Source organism: Streptomyces sp. ADI96-02 (assembly GCF_003846185.1).
GTDB lineage: Bacteria > Actinomycetota > Actinomycetes > Streptomycetales > Streptomycetaceae > Streptomyces.
Genome location: NZ_ML123034.1, coordinates 3,710,815 through 3,727,965, shown reverse-complemented (window position 1 = coordinate 3,727,965; position 17,151 = coordinate 3,710,815). Strand labels below are relative to the sequence as shown.

The window sequence follows — 17,151 nt, the reverse complement described above, 5'->3', positions numbered from 1 at the left end:
GTCCTGTCCGCCTGCGACAAGCCGACGCCGCTCGCCACCGTGACGGTCGGCAGCGACTCGGTGAACTCCGAGGCGGCCTGCTACAACGACGGTGACGCGATCAAGGAGTCGCTGATCCAGGGCTGCCTGAACAAGAAGCCGGAGAAGACCATCAAGGTCGCCATGGACGACAAGGTCCGCTTCGGCGTCGACCCCGAGATCGCCGACAACGGCTGGACGCTCTTCATCAACGGCCAGCAGGCCGAGCAGGAGCCGTTCAAGGGGACCTACCGGACCATCCCCGGCAACGCGTTCTTCGCCAGCCAGACGGGCGCGCCCGCCAAGAAGACCCAGGTCTCCATCGTCGAGGCCAAGGGCAAGCGGCTCACCGGCATCTGGCAGTTCGAGTTCGTCAAGAAGTCCTGACCCCTCCCCCGGAGGTCCGCCGCCCCGTGCGCGTACTCGTCGTCACCGCCGTCCCGGCCGAACGGGACGCGGTGACGCGTGCGTTGGGGGGCTCTTCGGTGATCACCGCGCCGGGCGCGGAACTCCACCGCGCCGGCGCCTTCGACGTCCTGGCGGGCGGCGTGGGACCGGCCGCCGCCGCCGCTGCCGCCGCCTTCGCCCTGGCCTCGGCCCCCGAGCCGTACGCGCTCGTCGTCTCGGCCGGGATCGGCGGCGGATTCGCCCCGGCAGCCCCGCTCGGCTCACTGGTCGTCGCGAGCGAGATCGTCGCCGCCGACCTGGGCGCCGAGACCCCGGACGGCTTCCTGCCCGTCACCGCGCTCGGCTTCGGCCGGGACCGCTTCGCGCCGCCGCCCGCGCTCGTACGGGAGGCGGCGGACACGGCCGGGGCCGCGATCGGTCCCGTGCTCACCGTCTCCACCGTCACCGGCACCGCCGCCCGCGCCGCCGCCCTGCGCGCCGCGCACCCCGGGGCGCTGGCCGAGGCGATGGAGGGCTTCGGGGTGGCGGAGGCCGCCGAGCGGGCCGCCGTGCCCGCCCTGGAACTGCGGGCCGTCTCCAACGCCGTCGGCCCCCGCGACCGGGACGCCTGGCGCATCGGCGACGCGCTGGCCGCCCTCGGCGACGCGTTCGGGAAGACCGCGCCCGTACTGGAAGGTTGGACCCACCATGACCGACACCGCGGCTAGCCCCCGCCCTGCCGAGAACGCGACGCGGATCGCCTACTCGCCCTGCCCCAACGACACCTTCGTCTTCGACGCCTGGGCGCACGGCCGGGTCCCCGGCGCGCCCGCGCTGGACGTCACCTTCGCCGACATCGACATCACCAACGGCATGGCCGAGCGCGGCGAGCTGGACGTCCTGAAGGTCTCGTACGCGGTGCTGCCGTGGGTGCTGGACGAGTACGCGCTGCTGCCGTGCGGCGGGGCCCTGGGCCGGGGCTGCGGCCCGCTCGTCCTCACCAAGGAGATGGGCCTCGACCTGACCGGCCGGACCGTCGCCGTCCCGAGCGAGCGCTCGACGGCGTACCTGCTGTTCCGGCTGTGGGCGGCGGAGACGGTGCCCGGCGGCGTCGGCGAGGTGGTCGTCATGCCGTTCCACGAGATCATGCCGGCCGTGCGCGACGGCAAGGTCGACGCCGGCCTGGTCATCCACGAGGCCCGCTTCACCTACCGGGACTTCGGCCTGCACAACCTGGCCGACATGGGGCGGCACTGGGAGGACACCACCGGGCTGCCGATCCCGCTGGGCGCGATCATCGCCAAGCGCTCCCTGGGCGCGGAAGCACTGCGGCGACTGGCCGACGCGGTGCGCGGCTCGGTCCGGATGGCGTGGGACAGCCCGGAGACCTCCCGGCCGTACGTCCTGGAGCACGCCCAGGAGATGGACCCGGCCGTCGCGGACCAGCACATCGGCCTGTACGTCAACGAGTTCACCGCGGACCTCGGCGAGGACGGCTACGCGGCGGTCCGCGGCCTGCTGACCCGCGCCGCGGCCGAGGGCCTGGTCCCGGCCCTGGCCCCGGACGCGCTGGCCTTTCCCTGAGGGGACGCCGCGGACGGCCCAGGGATGTGATGGTCGCGTCGGCGGAGGGCCGGGTCCGGTCCATCCGGCGGCAAGCGGCTCGGTGACTTCACTGCTCCGCGAAGACCGTGGCGAACCGGGCCGTGCGGACGCTCGCGTAGGCCGGCACGTCGACCTTGATACGGATCCATGACAACTGCGGGTAGTCGGCGAGGGTGCCTTCGGCGAGGTTGCCGAGAAAGATCTCGTAGAAGTCTTTCTTCCGGGGGTAGTTCCTGATGTCGGAGATGATTCCGTTCCGGACGTTCTGGAAGAACGGGTAGGTGTCGTCCTTCACGACTTCGCTTCCTTTGGTGGCGGTGGGCCCCACGAGACCGTTCCGGTACTGGTAGGTGATGTGGAACGTGCTCCGCTGCCCTTTGTACTGATGGTCCGTCACGATGTCGTCGATGCTGAATCCGAACTGGATGGAGGCGACCCTGGCCGTCTCCCCAGCGGGCTGGCCGGGGGTCGTCCGCTGTGTTTCGTGAGACACGCACGACGTCATCGCCGGTAGCAGCAGTGCCACGGCGACCGCACAGCGGGAGGTCCTTCCGGCTGTCCGCATGATCGGGCTCCCGTCGATCCGCACGATTCACTCCGCCGAGGACGGAGCGGGCCCGCCCTCGGCGGGGGCTGTCGTTCCGTGGTTCTCCGCCCAGCCCGGTGGTCAGCATGTCAGCGGTCCGCAGAGGCTTCCGCCAACGGCGCTGCGGCAGAAAGGTGACAGGGGGCGAAGGCAGGCCCGCCGCCGGCTCGGCCCGAGGCGGGCAGGTACGACACCGCATGATCAAGGAAGATCCCTCGAAGTTCGCGACCGACCTGACTGACAACGCGTTCAGCGCGTCCATGACCGCTCTGGCCGTCGCCCCCAGCCCGGTAACAGGAAGGTGGTTCGGTGACAAGGCGTCAGACGTCAAGGACGGCATCACCGGCGGCGGGAAGAAACTGGGCAGCGCCCCCAATCCGTTCGACTGAAGGAGACCGATGCACACCGCCACCACACCGTTCACCCTCGTCTTCTGGAAGGAGGGCCGCACTCATGAACGGAAGGCGGGCTACCACGGCACTTCCACCGAGTTCGGCGACATCGTGTTGACCGCCCCGCTGCCCCGGAAAACAACTCCCGGGAGCGTGGTCTCCGAGGTACGCGGCTCGTCGATCCCCACCGCGACGTTCGAAACCCGGGGTCTCCACACCGAAGCCGCGGACCTTCCGACGCTCAACCGTTCGACGCTCAGGGTCGGCGACGCCATGGTCCATCTGACGCGCAACCGGTTCGGCTTGACGCACCGGGCCCGCGCGCTGCGCTTCCGCTACGGAGGCGACCGCTACAGCTTGTTCGCGCACAACCGCAAGCAGTTCGTTCTGCGGCGGGAGGCCGACGCCGAGGACCCCGGTGTGTCCATCACCGCGAAGCAGTCAGGGTTCGGCGGGAACAAGCAGCTGAATGTGCGGGTTGCAGGCCGAGCCGTCGCCGCAGACATCGCCCTGGTCACGCTGTTCGCCGGGGTGGACCGCGCCCCACTGACACGAGGGGGCGCGATACGGGCCGCGCTGGCCAGACCCGCACGGCTCTTCGCTGAGAGCCAGTCCTGACCACGCTCAGGCCGGAACCGAAAGCCTCGAAGAAGTGAGGGCGAGGAGGCGTCCGGCGCATGCCTCCTCCTGCTACGACCCGGCCGCCGAACAGTGGCCCGGCACACGCAAAAGGTGCTGGGGTTCCCTGCCTTCCGGAAGGCACGGAACCCCAGCACCGGAGCCGCGCGTGAGGTGGGCGAACCGGCTACACGTCCAGTTGGTCGGCGACCGCTCGCAGCAGGCCCGCGATCTTCGCGCCCGCGGCCTTGTCGGGGTAGCGCCCGCGCTCCAGCAGCGGCGTGATGTTCTCCAGGACCGTCGTCAGGTCCTGGACGATCGAGGCCAGCTCGTCCGGCTTGCGGCGCTGGGCGGCGGCCACGGACGGGGCGGGGTCGAGGACCACCACGGAGAGGGCCTGGTCACCGCGCTGGCCCGCGACCACGCCGAACTCCACACGCTGACCGGGCTTGAGCGCGTCGACTCCGGCAGGGAGTACCGACGAGTGGACGAAGACGTCGCCGCCGTCGTCGCGGGAGAGAAAGCCGAAGCCCTTCTCGCTGTTGAACCACTTGACCTTGCCGGTGGGCACGTCTGTCCTCGTCCTCGTACTCGTCGATGCTCGGGAGAGCCGGTGAACGGCTCCGGATAGCAGTACAGCGGGTCACCGAGACCCGCCCGGTCCAAGGCTAATGGCCCTGCGGCCGGTGACAAGACGTCGCTGGAGTGTTCCTCCGGGCTGGGAACTACCCTGGGGACGTGACTACTACTCCTTCAGGCGCAGGCGACCGGCTCGTTCAGGTCGGCGCGATCGTCTTCTTCGTCGGCGCACTGGCCACCCTGGTCACTGTGGCCCCGCTGTTCCTGGGCACGGACCCGTTCCCGCCGGTCGCCTACGCGGTCTGCATGCTGATGGGGGTCGGCTTCCTCATCGCCGGAGCCGGTGTCGTGCGTTCGGCCTGGATCAGCTCCCCGAAGCGGGCCGCGAGCCGCGGCTGAGGGCTGTCCCAATCCCGGCGGTCAGACCGCGCGCGTTCCCGGCGGTCAGGCCGCGCGCGTTCCCGGCGGTCAAGCCGCGCGTGCCGCCTCGAAGGCCCGCAGCCAGGCCGGGAAACCGGTCAGGTCGGCCAGCACCACGTCCGCGCCCGCCTCCCGCAGCTCCTGGGCGTCGCACGGGCCCGTCGTCACGGCGACCGACACGGCTCCGGCCGCCCGCGCCCCGCGTACGTCCCCGACGTGGTCGCCGACGTACACCTGTGCCGCGTGCTCCCGCAGCGCCTCGCCCTTGGCCTCCGCCCACAGCCGGCCGATCACCGTGTCCGGTTCGATCCCGAGGTGGGCCAGGTGCAGTTCGGCGCTCGGTTCGTGCTTCGCGGTGACGACGATCGCCCGGCCGCCCAGCGCCCGCACCGCCGCCACCGATTCCCGGGCCCCGGCGAGCGCCGTGCTCGGGGCTATCGCGTGGCTGGGGTAGAGCGCGCGGTAGCGGTCCGCGGCGGCGGGCACCTCCTCGGCCGGGAACCAGTGCGCCAGCTCCGTCTCCAGCGGCGGCCCGATCCTGGTCACCACGAGGGCGTCGTCGATGGGCACGCCCGTCCCGGCGGACAGCGCCCGGTAGGTGGCGGCGATGCCGGAACGGGAGTCGATGAGCGTCATGTCGAGGTCGAAGCCGACCGTCAACGGGAGCGGTGCCGTGGAAGCCATGCGGCCCATTGTGCCGACCGGCCGCCCCTGAGCGGCCACCAGCCCGGTCATCGGCGGCCCGGCCGCGCGGGCCCGATCGCCCGGCCCGATGATCGCCCGGCCTGATCGACAGACTCCGTCTGCGGGGCGGGGACAGCCCTTAGACTTGGCCGAGCCTCAGGAGCGGCCCCGACCGCGCGGCCCGGTCGCCGTCGCGTGAGGGAAAGCCGCCGCTCCCGTCAACGCACCGCGTCCGTCTCGATGGGGTCAGATGTCAGCGTTAGCCGCCGCCCCGCGCGCGTCCCGCCTCCGCGGGCGCGCGACCGCGACGGCCGGGGCCCTGGTGGCGCTGTCGCTCGCCGTGCTGCTCAGCCTCGCCGTGGGCGCGCGCGCCGTCCCCCCGCGCGATGTGTTGGACGCCCTGCTGCACGGCGGACACTCCGAGGCAGCCGAGGTGGTCCGCGCCATGCGGCTGCCGCGCACGCTCGTCGGGCTCATGGTCGGCGCGGCCCTCGCGCTGGCGGGCACGGTGTTCCAGGGCATCACCCGCAACCCCATCGCCGACCCCGGCGTCCTCGGGATCAGCCAGGGCGCCTCGGTCGCGGTGGTGCTCGCCATCGCGTACGCGGGCGTCCACACGCTCACCGGGTACGTCTGGTTCGCCTTCGCCGGAGCCGCCGTCGCCGCGGTCGCCGTGTACGCCATCGCCGCGGGCGGTCGCGGGGGCGCGACACCGGTGAAGCTCGCGCTCGGCGGCGCGGCGGTCAACGCGCTGCTCGTCTCGGTGACGACGGCGGTCCTCACCACCCGGGCGTCGGCGCTCGACGAGTTCCGCTTCTGGCAGGTGGGTTCGGTCGCCGGGCGGGAGTGGGAGGTGGTCGGGCAGGTGTGGCCGTTCCTGCTCCTGGGCGGCGCACTGGTGCTCTCCGTGGCGCGCGGCCTGAACGCGCTGGCCCTCGGCGAGGACGTGGCGAAGGGGCTCGGGCAGAACGTCGCGGCGGTGCGGATCACCGGCGGTCTCGGGGCGACCGTGCTGACCGGCGCCGGGGTCGCCGCCGCCGGGCCGATCGCGTTCGTCGGGCTGGCCGTTCCGCACATCGCCCGCGCCCTGGTCGGCGGCGACCACCGCTGGCTGCTGCCGATGGCCGCGCTGACCGGACCGGTGATGCTGCTCGTCTCCGACGTCGTCGGCCGGATCGTGTTCCCGCCGGGCGAGGTCCCGGCGGGTGTGATGACGGCCCTGATCGGCGTGCCCTTCCTGGTCGCCCTGGTCCGGCGGAAGGCGGTGCCCGCGTGAGCGACGCCCCGGCCCTGACCGGTGACGCCCCCGCCGACGCCCGCTCCCCCGCCCCCGATCCCGTACGGGTCCGGCCCGCCGGGTACGCCGTGGTGAGGGCCGGGGCGCACGGCCGGTTCCTGCTGCACCGGCGGGCGTCCGCCGTCGCGGCCGTGCTGGCCGTGGTGCTCGCGGCGGTCTGCCTCGCCCACCTCTGCGTCGGCGAGAGCTTCGTCCCGCCCGCCGAGGCGGTACGGGTGCTCCTCGGGCTGCCGTCCCCGGCCGAGCTGGTCGTGGGGACGCTCCGGCTGCCCCGCACGGTCGTCGGGCTGCTGGTCGGCGCGGCGTTCGGGATCGCCGGGGCGCTGATCCAGACGGTGGCCCGCAATCCGCTCGCCAGCCCCGACGTCATCGGCGTCAGCCAGGGCGCGAGCGCGCTCACGGTCGGCGCGATGACGTTCGGCGTCACCTCGTACACCCTCCTGCCGCCGCTCTCCGTCGCGGGCGGCGTCGCGGCGGCGGCCCTGGTGTACGTCTTCGCCTGGCGCGGCGGACTGCACGCCACCCGTTTCGTCCTCGTGGGCATCGGCGTGGCCGTCGCGCTGCGGTCGCTCACCACGCTCTTCCTGACCAAGGGCGACTACCAGGTCGCCCAGCAGGCGCAGATCTGGATGACCGGCTCGCTGAGCGGGCGCGGCTGGCCGGAGGCCGCGCCGATCGGCTGGACGCTGCTGGCCCTGCTGCCCGCCGTGCTGTGGGCGGCCCGCGCGCAGCGCGCCGTCACCCTGGACGACGACACGGCGACCGCCCTGGGCGTACGCCTGGGCGCGGTACGCCTCGGGCTGGTCGCACTCGGCGTCGTCCTGGCGTCCGTGGCGACGGGCACGGCGGGCCCGGTGGACTTCGTGGCGCTGCTCGCCCCGCAGATCGCGCGCCGGGCGGCCCGGACCGCGCAGATCCCGCTGCTCTGCTCGGCGCTGCTCGGCGCGGTCATCGTCGTCCTGGCCGACCTGCTCGCCCGCCGCCTGTTCGCCCCGACCGAGCTGCCGGTGGGCGTTCTCACGGCCGCGGTCGGCGCCCCGTACCTGATCCGGCTGATCGTCCGCGGTCGCCGCGGCCCCCGAGGAGGCACCGCATGAGCCCGACGACCGGTGGCCCGCCGCCGCCGACGAGCCGGCTCGCGGCGCGCGCCCTGACCCTCGCGTACGAGGAACGCACCGTCGTACGCGCACTGGACCTCGCCGTGCCCGACGGGCGCGTCACCGTCGTCGTCGGCCCGAACGCCTGGGGCAAGTCCACCACGCTGCGGGCCCTCGGCCGGCTGCTGAAGCCGCGCGGCGGGGCGGTGCTGCTGGACGGTACGGAACTGGCCCGGATGCCGACGCGGACCATCGCCCGGTCCATCGGACTGCTTCCGCAGACCCCGGTGGCCCCGGAGGCCATCACCGTCTCCGACCTGGTGGCCCGGGGCCGCCAGCCGCACCAGAGCTGGTGGCGGCAGTGGTCGGACGAGGACGAGCGGGCGGTCACCGACGCCATGGCCCGTACGGATGTGACGGCCCTGGCGGAGCGGCCGGTGGACGAGCTGTCGGGCGGACAGCGCCAGCGGGTGTGGATCGCGATGGCGCTCGCCCAGGAGACGGACCTGCTGCTGCTCGACGAGCCCACGACGTACCTCGACATCTCCCACCAGGTGGAGGTGCTGAACCTGGTCCGCCGGCTCGCGGCCCCTGCCGCCGACGGCTCCCCCGGCCGTACGGTCGTCACCGTGCTGCACGACCTCAACCAGGCCGCCCGCTACGCGGACCACCTGATCGCCATGAAGGAGGGCCGCATCGTCGCCGAGGGGCCGCCCGCCGACGTCGTCACCGCCGCTCTCGTGCGCGAGGTCTTCGGCCTGGAGGCGGTGATCGTCCCGGACCCGGTGACGGGTTCGCCGCTCGTCGTTCCCGGCGCCCCCTGGACCCCGCCCCCGCTCCGACTCCCACCGCCGCCCCGACTCCCGGAAACGGAAAGGCTCTCCGAGACATGACCCCGCACCGAACCCGTACACCCGCCGCCGCGTTACTCACCGTGGCCGCCGCCCTGGCGCTGACCGCCTGCGGATCCTCCTCCGGCACCTCGGAGGGCGGCTCGGCCTCCGAGGACTCCCCGAACCGCACGATCAGTACGGCGATGGGCGACGTGAAGGTCCCGGCCGCCCCGCGGCGCGTCGTCGTCCTGGACACCGCCGAGCTGGACTCGGCCCTCACCCTCGGCGTGAAACCCGTCGGCGCGACCCACGCGGACGTGGCGTCCGGGTTCCTGGACTACCTGCCGAGGGACCGGGTCGCGGGCATCGCCGACGTCGGCGCGATGATGACGCCGAACCTGGAGGCCGTCGCCGCTCTCCGGCCCGACCTCATCCTCACCAGCAAGGTCCGGCACGGCGACCGCTACGCCGAACTGAGCCGGATCGCGCCGACCGTGATGACGGAGAACACCGGCTACCCCTGGAAGGAGAACTTCCGGGTCCACGCGGCGGCCCTCGGCAGGAAGGCCGAGGCGCGGAGGACCGTCGCCGACTACGCCGAGCACGCGGCGGAGGTGACCGAGGCCCTGGGCGGCAAGGAGAGGGCCGCCGCGACCGAGGTCAACATGGTCCGCTTCGTCGAGGGCGCGGACATCCGCGTCTACGGCCGGAAGAACTACATCGGCACGATCCTCGCCGACGTCGGCCTCGGCCGCCCCGCCGTCGTGGACAGGGCGAAGGACGGCTTCTCCTACGACGTCAGCCCCGAGCGCATCGACCTCGCGGACGCGGACGCGGTGTTCCACTCGACGTACGGCGACCCGGAGAAGTCCAAGGAGACCCGGACCACGGGCAGCGGCCTGTGGAAGAACATGGCCGCCGTGAAGAACGGCAAGGTCTTCGCGGTCGACGACCAGCTGTGGATCCAGGGCATCGGCTACACGGCGGCCGGGAAGATCCTCGACGAGCTGAAGAAGGACCTCGCGCCGTAGGACACGTCCGGGCCCGAGGGCCCGCCCCTCAGGCCCGCCTCCGCGCCCGCCACACCAGGTAGAGCGCGGAGGCCACGGCCGCGACCCGGACCACCATCGGCCAGGCCCCGGCCAGCTCCTCGCCCAGCGCGCCGTCGCGGACGGGTTCGCCCCAGCGGCCCTCCAGCCGGCCCCAGACCCACACCACGGCCCCCGCCGCGACCACGCCCGGCAGACCGAGCGCCGCCCACTTCGCCTCCGTACGGGAGAGGGTGCGCGAGCCGTACGCGATCAGCCAGCCGCCCGCGAGCGGCAGCCAGGAACCGGTCACCACTCCCGCCACGAGGAGCGCGGCGGCCAGCAGCGGAAGCGGGTGGCCGAGCCCGCGGCGCGGCGCGGGGGCGGCGGCTGCGGCTACGGGCTCGGCGGCGGCCGGCCTGCGGCGGCGGAGCCTCGGGAGCCGCGGGCCGCGGCGCGGGGCGGGCACGCCTCCGGCCTTCTCCACGCCCGCGCCCGTGCCCTCCGGCTCCTGGTCCGGGCCGTCGGGCCCACCGTCCTCCGCCTGCGCGTCCCTGCCCGGGGCGCGACGGCCGACCGGGCGGCCCAGCAGCTCCGGCGCCTCGATGCCGCCGACGAACCCGCCGACCCCGGCGCCCTCGTCGAACGGCCCCGGCTCCAGGCGCCACCAGTCGTCCTCGCCCGGCCCGCCGCCCGACCGGTCCAGCCCGATGACGTGCGGGGCGGAGGGGTCGGGCCAGTCGGGGAAGGGCCGGGGCGCGTCGTCGGCGGACGCGCTCCCGGCGGACGCGCTCCCGGCGGACGCGCTCCCGGCGGACGCGCCTCCGGCGGACGCGCCGGAGCCGCCGCCGGGCCCGGTGCGCGACGGGTCGGCGTCGCCGCGCCCGGCCGCCGGTCCGGCTCCCGTGCGGGAGTCCCCGGCCGCGCCGGACCGGCCGTTGCCCCGCCGGCCGAGGAAGAAGCCGCCGGCGGCTGCTGCCGCTCCGAACAGCCCGGCCCCGGACCCGCCCTTGCGCGGAGCGCCGCCGCGACCGCCGCCGACGACCCGCGTACGGTCCGCGCCGGAGCCCGCGCCCGGCTCCGCAACCCTGCCCCCGGCCTTGTCCGCACCCGTGTACGCTCCCCCGTCCGCGCCGCCGTCCGCGCCGCCGTCCCCGCCGCCCCGGGCCGGGCGCGACGCGCCCCGCCCGGAACCGGTTTTCGGGTCCTTGCGCGGCAGCCCGCTCCGGGGCCGGGGCACCGGGCGACGCCCACCGACGCGCCCCGCCCCGGGCTCGTCAAAAGCCGCCTGCGGAACGCTCGGCTCCTGCCGCGACGGGGCGGGACCGTCGCCCGACCGCGCCGCGGCGGCGACCAGTTCGTCCGGGCTGCCGAGCCTGCCGATGATGCGGCGTACGGCCGCCGGGGAGTCCGCGCCCTCCGCGCCGCGCTGCCGGTCGATCTCTCCGCGCAGGTCCGACACGAGCCGCATCCGGGCGCCCGAGGTGAGCTGTTGCCGCTGGGCCAGGTCGCCGACCCGGCTCAGGTAGTCGTAGACGAGCTGGTCGCTCTCGATCCCCACGCGGTGCATCCCCTCTACCGGCCCTGCCCCGACGGTAGCGTTTCAGCGGCTACCGTGGGACGGATGGGGACGACCACACCACCGCGCACGCTCGCCGAAGCCCTGCGCGCCCGGGGCGACGAATCGCTGGCCGGGCTGCTGCGTGCCCGCCCCGACCTCCTCACCCCGGTGCCGAACGACATCACCCAGCTCGCCACCCGGGCCGGCACCCGGGCCTCCGTCGTGCGGGCGCTGGAACACCTGGACCGGTTCGCGCTCCAGACCGCCGAAGCGCTCGCGGTGGCCCCGGACCCGGCCCCGTACGCCGTACTCCTCTCGCTGCTCACCGGGGACGGCCTCGACGACGGCGAGCAGCACGACGAGGCCGGGGCGGCGATCACCGCCGCACTGCCCGGCGCGCTGGCGGCGCTGCGCGAACAGGCCCTCGTCTGGGGCGAGGACGAACGGCTGCGGCTGGTGCGCACCGCCCGCGAACTGCTCGCCCCGTCCCCGCAGCACCCCTCCCCCACCGGCCTGGGCCCGACCGTCACCGAGGCCACGGCCGGGATGTCGCCGGGCCGCCTCCAGGAGATCCTGGCCGCGGCCGGACTGCCCGCCACGCACGACCCGGTCTCCGCCGTGTCCGCGCTGTGCGCGCTGTTCACCGACCGGACGCGGATGGCGGAGCTGCTCGACTCCGCCCCGGTGGAGGCGCTGTCCGTCCTGGACCGGCTGGTGTGGGGCCCGCCGTACGGCGAGGTGACCCCGAACCCGACCCCGCCGGTGAAGTGGTTGCGCGACCGGGGGCTGCTGCTGCCGGTGTCCACCCGTACGGTCGTCCTGCCGCGCGAGGCCGCGCTGCATCTGCGCGCCGGGCGGGCGCACCGGCGGCCCGAGCCCGTCGCGCCGGTCGTCGCCGCCCTCGCCGAACGCGATCCACAGGCTGTGGACAGAGCCGCGGCCGGACAGGCGTTCACCGCCCTGTCCACCATCGAGGAGCTGCTGAAGCTCTGGAACGGCGGCGGGCCCGCGATCCTGCGGGCCGGCGGGCTGAGCGTGCGGGAGCTCAAGCGGGCGGCGAACGCGATGGACGCGACCGAGCCGGTCGCCGCGTTCTGGATCGAACTCGCCTACGCGGCCGGGCTGCTGGCCTCCGACGGCGAGAGCGACGAGCGGTACGCGGCGACGCCCGCCTACGACGAGTGGCTCGACCTGCCCGCGCACGAACGGTGGACCCGTCTGGTCACCGCCTGGCTCCCCGCCACCCGTACCGCCGGCCTGGTCGGCGGCCAGGACGCCAAGGGCCGGGCCCTGTCGGCGCTCGGCCCGGAGCTGGACCGGTCGGCGGCCCCCGACGTACGCCGCCGGGTGCTGACCCTGTTCGCCCAACTGCCGCCGGGCACCGCGCCGGACCCGGCGACCCTGCTCGAACGGCTGCGCTGGGAGCGGCCGTTGCGCGGTACGGCCCGGCCCGCGCAGGGCGACCGCTCGGGGCCCTCCGCCGCCCACTTCCCGGGCGCCGGGGACCGGAGCGCCACGGCGGCCGACGACGCCTCGGACCTCCGTTCCCGGCTCGCGCTGTGGACGCTCAACGAGGCGGAGCTGCTGGGCGTCACGGGCCGGGGCGCGCTCTCCTCGCAGGCCCGCGCCCTGCTGGACGAGGGCCCCGGGGCAGCCGCCGCCCGCCTCGCACCGCTGCTGCCCGAACCGCTGGACCACGTCCTGCTCCAGGCCGACCTGACGGCGGTCGCGCCCGGCCCGCTGGAACGTCCGCTCGCGGAGACGCTGTCGGTACTCGCGGACGTCGAGTCCAAGGGCGGGGCGACGGTCTACCGCTTCACGCCCCATTCGGTGCGCCGCGCCCTGGACGCCGGGCAGGCCGCCACCGACCTGCACGCGTTCCTGGCCGCGCACAGCCGTACGCCGGTGCCGCAGCCCCTGAGCTACCTGATCGACGACGTGGCCCGCCGCCACGGCCACCTGCGGATCGGGGCCGCGTCGGCGTACGTACGGTGCGACGACGAGGCCGTGCTGAACGAGATCCTGGCCGACCGGCGCTCGACCGGACTACGGCTGCGCCGGCTCGCGCCCACGGTCCTGGCCGCCCAGAGCGACCCGGGCCCGCTGCTCGAAGCGCTGCGGGAGATGGGGTACGCGCCCGCCGCCGAATCGGCCGACGGAGACGTCCTGATCACCCGCGCCGGCGCGCGCCGCACCCCGCCCCGCACGCCGCCGGTCCCGGTGCCCGAGGGCCCGCCGGCCCCGGACGGCACACTGCTGGGCGCGGCGGTGCGGGCCATCCGGGCCGGCGACACGGCCGCCACCGTCGTCCGCAAGGAGCCCGCCGAGGGCCCGTCCGCCCCGTCCGCCCCCGGCTCGCTGCCCCGCACGACGTCGGCCGAGACCCTGGCCACGGTCCAGGCGGCGGCCATGACGGGTTCGGCGGTGTGGATCGGCTACGTCAACGCGGACGGCGCGGCCAGCCAGCGCGTCATCGCCCCGGTCCGCGTGGAGGGCGGCTTCGTCACGGCGTACGACCACACGGCCGACGAGGTCCGCACGTATCCGCTGCACCGGATCACGGGGGTGGCGGAGCTGGTGGAGGAGGGCACGGGATAAGGGCGGGGCGGCCGGTGGGATCGGGCGGGCCGAGCACGTACGGGCGAACACGTACGGAGGGAGCGAAGTCAGCGCCCGTGGCACACCCGTCTCATGGATACCGTGCTGCTCTCAGCAGAGCCACCAGCCGATCCACATCCGTCCAGGGATTCTGCCGGTGCCCCTTCGACGCCCGCAGCCTCAACGCCTCCGCCCGGTCTCGCGCCTGCCCGAAGCCGTCGCGCAACGTGTCGTACTCCACGTGCTTTCGACCGGTCGCGTATCCGCAAGCACCCAGCTTCTCCAGCTCCCGCTGCGCCTGGTCCGATGTGCTGTACCTCGTGACGTTCCTGAAGTGGAGCATGACCCACAACTCGAAGCACGGGTTGGTGAGCGCCACCCGTACCTCGTGCTGCCGGGCAAGTTCCAACGCCTCGTCCAGGCCGTCGTGCGGCGTCGGCGCTTCGACGTCGATCACGCACCAGACTTCGTCGTACGCCGTACGACGGTCCTGAGGTGAATGCGGGGCGCGTTGCTTGTGCTCGACCGCCGCGCGGACGAGTGACCGAGGCTCCCCGTGCTCTCCTCCGAGGCAGATCGACACGGGCAGGGTCCGCAGATCCGCGCGCAATCCCTTGAAGTACTGGACCTCGGTGCGCTCCCCTTCGCAGTAGATCAGAAACCTACGCTGCTCCGGGCGCACGCCCTTCGTCCGCTTCAGCGGCTTTCCCCGCTTCACGCCCACCCTCATGCCGGAACGCCACGGCCACTTCCCGCAGCAGGTCGTCGTCCAAATGCGGCACCGCCCCGTAGCGCCCTCCCAGGTACCGCCTCTCAAGGTTGTCGGCCGAAGCGCGTACCGAGAAGTCGGTCAGCGGAAAGAGCCCGGTGGCCAGGGTCCGCGGGTCCTTCTCCGTGAACCAGACCTGGTCCCTGAAGAGTTCGGTACGCACATTGCGCCCGAGCAGTGCCGCCTCGTGCGTGCTGAAGACCAGCTGCGCCCCCCTGCCGTTGATCTCGGGCGACTGGAACATGCCGACGAGAGCGTCGACCAGATAGGGGTGCAGGCGGGCGTCCAGTTCGTCCACGCAGAGCACCCCGCCGCCGGCCAACGTGGTGATGACGGGGCCGATGAGGCCGATCCACGTACGCGTGCCGCTCGATTCGTATGCGAGGTCCAGAGGAAAGACGCCCTCCGCAGTCCGGTGTTCCACCCTGACACGGTGTTTGGCGTCCCCCTGGATGCGGACCTTGTCCCCGAGCGCCTCGCGAAGCGCCTGCGTGATCCGCTGGTGGTCCTCTCGGACGTTCTCGTCCCAGTCCTGGATCTCCAGCCCGGACACACCGAGGTCGGCATACCGAAGGAGGTCCAGCACGGGCTGTGCCTCCTGACCGTCCCGTCCTTCGAGACAGAGCCCAATCGTGTGATCGAGACGTTGGGAAAAATCATGGTCGGTGGCCATCCGCAGACCCGATCGAAACCACCTGAAAACCTCACCGAGCTGGTCGTGCCCCTGCGCTGCGGCGACGGAGAGATAGAGACTGTTGGGCCTGAGCAGCTCCGCGATCAGCTTCCGCCGGCCGGTGAGCCACCGCCCGAAGGTGACCGTGTCGTCGGCACCTCGCTCGTACAGGCGCCGCTGCCGTCCTTCGGGGTAGTAGTACAACCACTCCTCGGTGACCCGCTCGTCGTCGACGGAGAAACCGAACTGGTGGTGTACCCCGCCGACGACGAAATCGACCGCGAACGAACTGGGCCGCCCGGCAGCGTCGTGACCGAGCGCGAAGGGCCGACGCGGAACTCCGCCGCTGGGATCCCAGCGGCGGAACGAGCTGAGGACAGCCGAACGCATCCAGCCGATGGAGTCGATGACGTTCGACTTCCCGGAGGCATTGGTGCCGTAGACCGCGACGACGGGAACCGCGAACTCACTTCCGCTCGGGGAGGGAAACTCGGCCCGCTCCGGGTGTCGGTCGGCAGCGACCAGGGACAGGTCCTGCTCCTCCAGGAGCGAGGCATGATTCGTGACCTGGAACCGCAGCAGCATGGCCAGCCTCTCCAAGCATCGAATGATGTCTTTTCAGAGCTCATATCGTCATAGCCTGACGATAGGGCCAGTGAAACAGCATTGCACAGGGGTGCCACTCGTCCGTGTGAGCCCTGTGCAGGCACACGCGTATCCGCTGAACCGGCCCTGACGGCGCTCCTCCGCCCCGGCCGCGCCCTCGCGCGGCACAGTAGGGGCATGAAGACGGACAACAGCGACGTACTGCCCGGCGCGCGTGCGGTGACCCGGCTGCCCGCCCGGGATCTGGAGCGGGCCCGGCGGTTCTACGCCGATCGCCTGGGCCTGACGCCCGTCGACGAACGCCCCGGGGGGCTCCTCTACCGCTGCGGGGACACCGAGTTCGTCGTGTTCCAGTCGGCCGGCGCCTCTCCCGGCACGTTCACGCAGATGGCGTTGCAGGTCGACGACATCGAGGCCGCCGTCTCCGAGCTGCGCCGGCGCGGCGTGGTGTTCGAGCAGGTGGACCTGCCCGGTATGCGCACCCGGGACGACGGGATCGCCGAGATCGAGGGGAACTACCCGAGCAAGGGCGCCCGGGGCGAGCGCGGCGCCTGGTTCCACGACAGCGAGGGAAACCTGCTGGGCATCGGGCAGCCCGTCCTCTGACAGGCCCGGCGGGCGGGGCCGGTGCGGGGCCGCCCGGGGCGGGAGCGTCCGCGGCCCTGCCCGCTCCGAGCGCCGATGCGGCACACTGGACGTTTGGCCGCATCGGCGGTCGCACCACGCAGAAAGGGCCGAAGCGCGTGACCGGACCCCTCATCGTCCAGAGCGACAAGACGCTGCTCCTCGAAGTCGACCACGAGCTGGCGGACGCCTGCCGTCGTGTCATCGCGCCCTTCGCCGAGCTGGAGCGTGCGCCCGAGCACATCCACACCTACCGGGTCACCCCGCTCGGGCTGTGGAACGCCCGCGCCGCCGGGCACGACGCCGAGCAGGTCGTCGACGCGCTCGTCGAGTACTCCCGCTACCCCGTGCCGCACGCCCTCCTGGTCGACATCGCCGAGACGATGGCGCGGTACGGGCGGCTCACCCTGTCCAAGCACCCCGTGCACGGGCTCGTGCTCACCACCACCGACCGGCCCGTGCTGGAGGAGATCCTGCGGTCGAAGAAGGTGCAGCCGCTGGTCGGCGCCCGGATCGACCCGGACACCGTGGCCGTGCACCCCTCCGAGCGCGGGCAGGTCAAGCAGACCCTGCTGAAGCTCGGCTGGCCCGCCGAGGATCTCGCCGGGTACGTCGACGGCGAGGCGCACCCGATCGAGCTGGCCGAGGACGGCTGGGCCCTGCGGCCCTACCAGAAGCAGGCCGTCGAGGGGTTCTGGCACGGCGGCTCGGGTGTGGTCGTGCTGCCCTGCGGGGCCGGGAAGACCCTCGTCGGGGCCGGGGCGATGGCCCAGGCC

The 17,151-nt window shown here is 73.6% G+C and carries 19 protein-coding genes; 13 read left to right on the top strand and 6 right to left on the bottom strand.

What is annotated here, in order from left to right; genetic code table 11:
• From EES43_RS16410 to EES43_RS16400, 3 genes are all read left to right on the top strand, one after another.
• Positions 1–405, top strand: a 405-nt coding sequence (locus EES43_RS16410; RefSeq protein WP_124272019.1) for a DUF2771 domain-containing protein, incomplete at its 5' end; no start/stop codon positions are given.
• Positions 406–431: 26 nt separating this feature from the next.
• The gene (locus EES43_RS16405; protein WP_124269409.1) at positions 432–1,133 is read left to right on the top strand and encodes a futalosine hydrolase; all 702 of its coding nucleotides are present in this window, start codon (positions 432–434) and stop codon (positions 1,131–1,133) included.
• Complete coding sequence (locus tag EES43_RS16400) at positions 1,114–1,989, top strand: 1,4-dihydroxy-6-naphthoate synthase (RefSeq protein WP_124269408.1); 876 nt, start codon at positions 1,114–1,116, stop codon at positions 1,987–1,989. The genes EES43_RS16405 and EES43_RS16400 overlap by 20 nt, the downstream gene beginning before the upstream one ends.
• A gap of 88 nt (positions 1,990–2,077) precedes the next feature.
• On the opposite strand, the gene EES43_RS16395 is transcribed toward EES43_RS16400, so the two are convergent.
• The gene (locus tag EES43_RS16395) at positions 2,078–2,503 is read right to left on the bottom strand and encodes a hypothetical protein (RefSeq protein ID WP_124269407.1); all 426 of its coding nucleotides are present in this window, start codon (positions 2,501–2,503) and stop codon (positions 2,078–2,080) included.
• A 290-nt stretch (positions 2,504–2,793) separates the two neighbouring features.
• On the opposite strand from EES43_RS16395, the gene EES43_RS16390 reads away from it, so the two are divergent.
• Both EES43_RS16390 and EES43_RS16385 read left to right on the top strand, forming a co-directional pair.
• On the top strand, positions 2,794–2,985 hold the full coding sequence (locus tag EES43_RS16390; RefSeq protein ID WP_241192455.1) for a hypothetical protein: 192 nt from the start codon (positions 2,794–2,796) through the stop codon (positions 2,983–2,985).
• Between the two features lie 9 nt (positions 2,986–2,994).
• On the top strand, positions 2,995–3,606 hold the full coding sequence (locus EES43_RS16385; protein ID WP_124269406.1) for a hypothetical protein: 612 nt from the start codon (positions 2,995–2,997) through the stop codon (positions 3,604–3,606).
• Between the two features lie 187 nt (positions 3,607–3,793).
• On the opposite strand, the gene EES43_RS31725 is transcribed toward EES43_RS16385, so the two are convergent.
• The gene (locus EES43_RS31725) at positions 3,794–4,177 is read right to left on the bottom strand and encodes a cold-shock protein (RefSeq protein WP_124269405.1); all 384 of its coding nucleotides are present in this window, start codon (positions 4,175–4,177) and stop codon (positions 3,794–3,796) included.
• 167 nt (positions 4,178–4,344) lie between these two features.
• Here EES43_RS31725 and EES43_RS16375 point away from each other — a divergent pair, with 167 nt between their 5' ends.
• Positions 4,345–4,584: a hypothetical protein gene (locus tag EES43_RS16375; protein ID WP_124269404.1), complete on the top strand. Its 240-nt coding sequence runs from the start codon at positions 4,345–4,347 to the stop codon at positions 4,582–4,584.
• A gap of 69 nt (positions 4,585–4,653) precedes the next feature.
• On the opposite strand, the gene EES43_RS16370 is transcribed toward EES43_RS16375, so the two are convergent.
• Entirely contained in the window at positions 4,654–5,289 is a 636-nt protein-coding gene (locus EES43_RS16370; protein WP_124269403.1) for an HAD family hydrolase, read from the bottom strand.
• Between the two features lie 250 nt (positions 5,290–5,539).
• On the opposite strand from EES43_RS16370, the gene EES43_RS16365 reads away from it, so the two are divergent.
• Genes EES43_RS16365 through EES43_RS16350 form a run of 4 tightly spaced genes read left to right on the top strand, consistent with a single transcriptional unit; the run spans position 5,540 to position 9,547 of the window.
• Positions 5,540–6,565 carry a FecCD family ABC transporter permease gene (locus tag EES43_RS16365; protein WP_124269402.1) on the top strand — a complete coding sequence of 342 codons (1,026 nt, stop codon included), beginning with the start codon at positions 5,540–5,542 and terminating at the stop codon, positions 6,563–6,565.
• 14 nt (positions 6,566–6,579) lie between these two features.
• A complete protein-coding gene (locus tag EES43_RS16360) occupies positions 6,580–7,683 on the top strand; it encodes a FecCD family ABC transporter permease (protein ID WP_124272018.1) in 1,104 nt (367 codons plus the stop codon).
• Entirely contained in the window at positions 7,680–8,576 is an 897-nt protein-coding gene (locus EES43_RS16355; RefSeq protein WP_124269401.1) for an ABC transporter ATP-binding protein, read from the top strand. Before EES43_RS16360 ends, EES43_RS16355 begins: the two co-directional genes overlap by 4 nt.
• The gene (locus EES43_RS16350; protein ID WP_124269400.1) at positions 8,573–9,547 is read left to right on the top strand and encodes an ABC transporter substrate-binding protein; all 975 of its coding nucleotides are present in this window, start codon (positions 8,573–8,575) and stop codon (positions 9,545–9,547) included. Before EES43_RS16355 ends, EES43_RS16350 begins: the two co-directional genes overlap by 4 nt.
• 28 nt (positions 9,548–9,575) lie before the next feature.
• On the opposite strand, the gene EES43_RS16345 is transcribed toward EES43_RS16350, so the two are convergent.
• Entirely contained in the window at positions 9,576–11,114 is a 1,539-nt protein-coding gene (locus tag EES43_RS16345) for a hypothetical protein (protein WP_124269399.1), read from the bottom strand.
• Positions 11,115–11,168: 54 nt separating this feature from the next.
• On the opposite strand from EES43_RS16345, the gene EES43_RS16340 reads away from it, so the two are divergent.
• On the top strand, positions 11,169–13,703 hold the full coding sequence (locus EES43_RS16340; protein ID WP_124269398.1) for a helicase C-terminal domain-containing protein: 2,535 nt from the start codon (positions 11,169–11,171) through the stop codon (positions 13,701–13,703).
• A gap of 91 nt (positions 13,704–13,794) precedes the next feature.
• On the opposite strand, the gene EES43_RS16335 is transcribed toward EES43_RS16340, so the two are convergent.
• A complete protein-coding gene (locus tag EES43_RS16335; RefSeq protein WP_124269397.1) occupies positions 13,795–14,421 on the bottom strand; it encodes an RloB family protein in 627 nt (208 codons plus the stop codon).
• A complete protein-coding gene (locus tag EES43_RS16330; RefSeq protein WP_241192454.1) occupies positions 14,366–15,745 on the bottom strand; it encodes an AAA family ATPase in 1,380 nt (459 codons plus the stop codon). The genes EES43_RS16335 and EES43_RS16330 overlap by 56 nt, the downstream gene beginning before the upstream one ends.
• 183 nt (positions 15,746–15,928) lie before the next feature.
• Here EES43_RS16330 and EES43_RS16325 point away from each other — a divergent pair, with 183 nt between their 5' ends.
• Both EES43_RS16325 and EES43_RS31395 read left to right on the top strand, forming a co-directional pair.
• Positions 15,929–16,357 carry a VOC family protein gene (locus EES43_RS16325; protein ID WP_124269396.1) on the top strand — a complete coding sequence of 143 codons (429 nt, stop codon included), beginning with the start codon at positions 15,929–15,931 and terminating at the stop codon, positions 16,355–16,357.
• A gap of 137 nt (positions 16,358–16,494) precedes the next feature.
• Positions 16,495–17,151 (top strand): helicase-associated domain-containing protein (locus EES43_RS31395; RefSeq protein WP_241192453.1); only part of this gene is annotated, 657 nt, incomplete at its 3' end.

Bases quoted from the DNA above. Each gene is read 5' to 3' on its own strand.
- EES43_RS16400 (WP_124269408.1), top strand. From the start codon at position 1,114: ATGACCGACACCGCGGCTAGCCCCCGCCCTGCCGAGAACGCGACGCGG.
- EES43_RS16390 (WP_241192455.1), top strand. From the start codon at position 2,794: ATGATCAAGGAAGATCCCTCGAAGTTCGCGACCGACCTGACTGACAAC.
- EES43_RS16385 (WP_124269406.1), top strand. From the start codon at position 2,995: ATGCACACCGCCACCACACCGTTCACCCTCGTCTTCTGGAAGGAGGGC.
- EES43_RS16370 (WP_124269403.1), bottom strand. From the start codon at position 5,289: ATGGCTTCCACGGCACCGCTCCCGTTGACGGTCGGCTTCGACCTCGAC.
- EES43_RS16365 (WP_124269402.1), top strand. From the start codon at position 5,540: ATGTCAGCGTTAGCCGCCGCCCCGCGCGCGTCCCGCCTCCGCGGGCGC.
- EES43_RS16355 (WP_124269401.1), top strand. From the start codon at position 7,680: ATGAGCCCGACGACCGGTGGCCCGCCGCCGCCGACGAGCCGGCTCGCG.
- EES43_RS16350 (WP_124269400.1), top strand. From the start codon at position 8,573: ATGACCCCGCACCGAACCCGTACACCCGCCGCCGCGTTACTCACCGTG.
- EES43_RS16345 (WP_124269399.1), bottom strand. From the start codon at position 11,114: ATGCACCGCGTGGGGATCGAGAGCGACCAGCTCGTCTACGACTACCTG.
- EES43_RS16340 (WP_124269398.1), top strand. From the start codon at position 11,169: ATGGGGACGACCACACCACCGCGCACGCTCGCCGAAGCCCTGCGCGCC.
- EES43_RS16325 (WP_124269396.1), top strand. From the start codon at position 15,929: ATGAAGACGGACAACAGCGACGTACTGCCCGGCGCGCGTGCGGTGACC.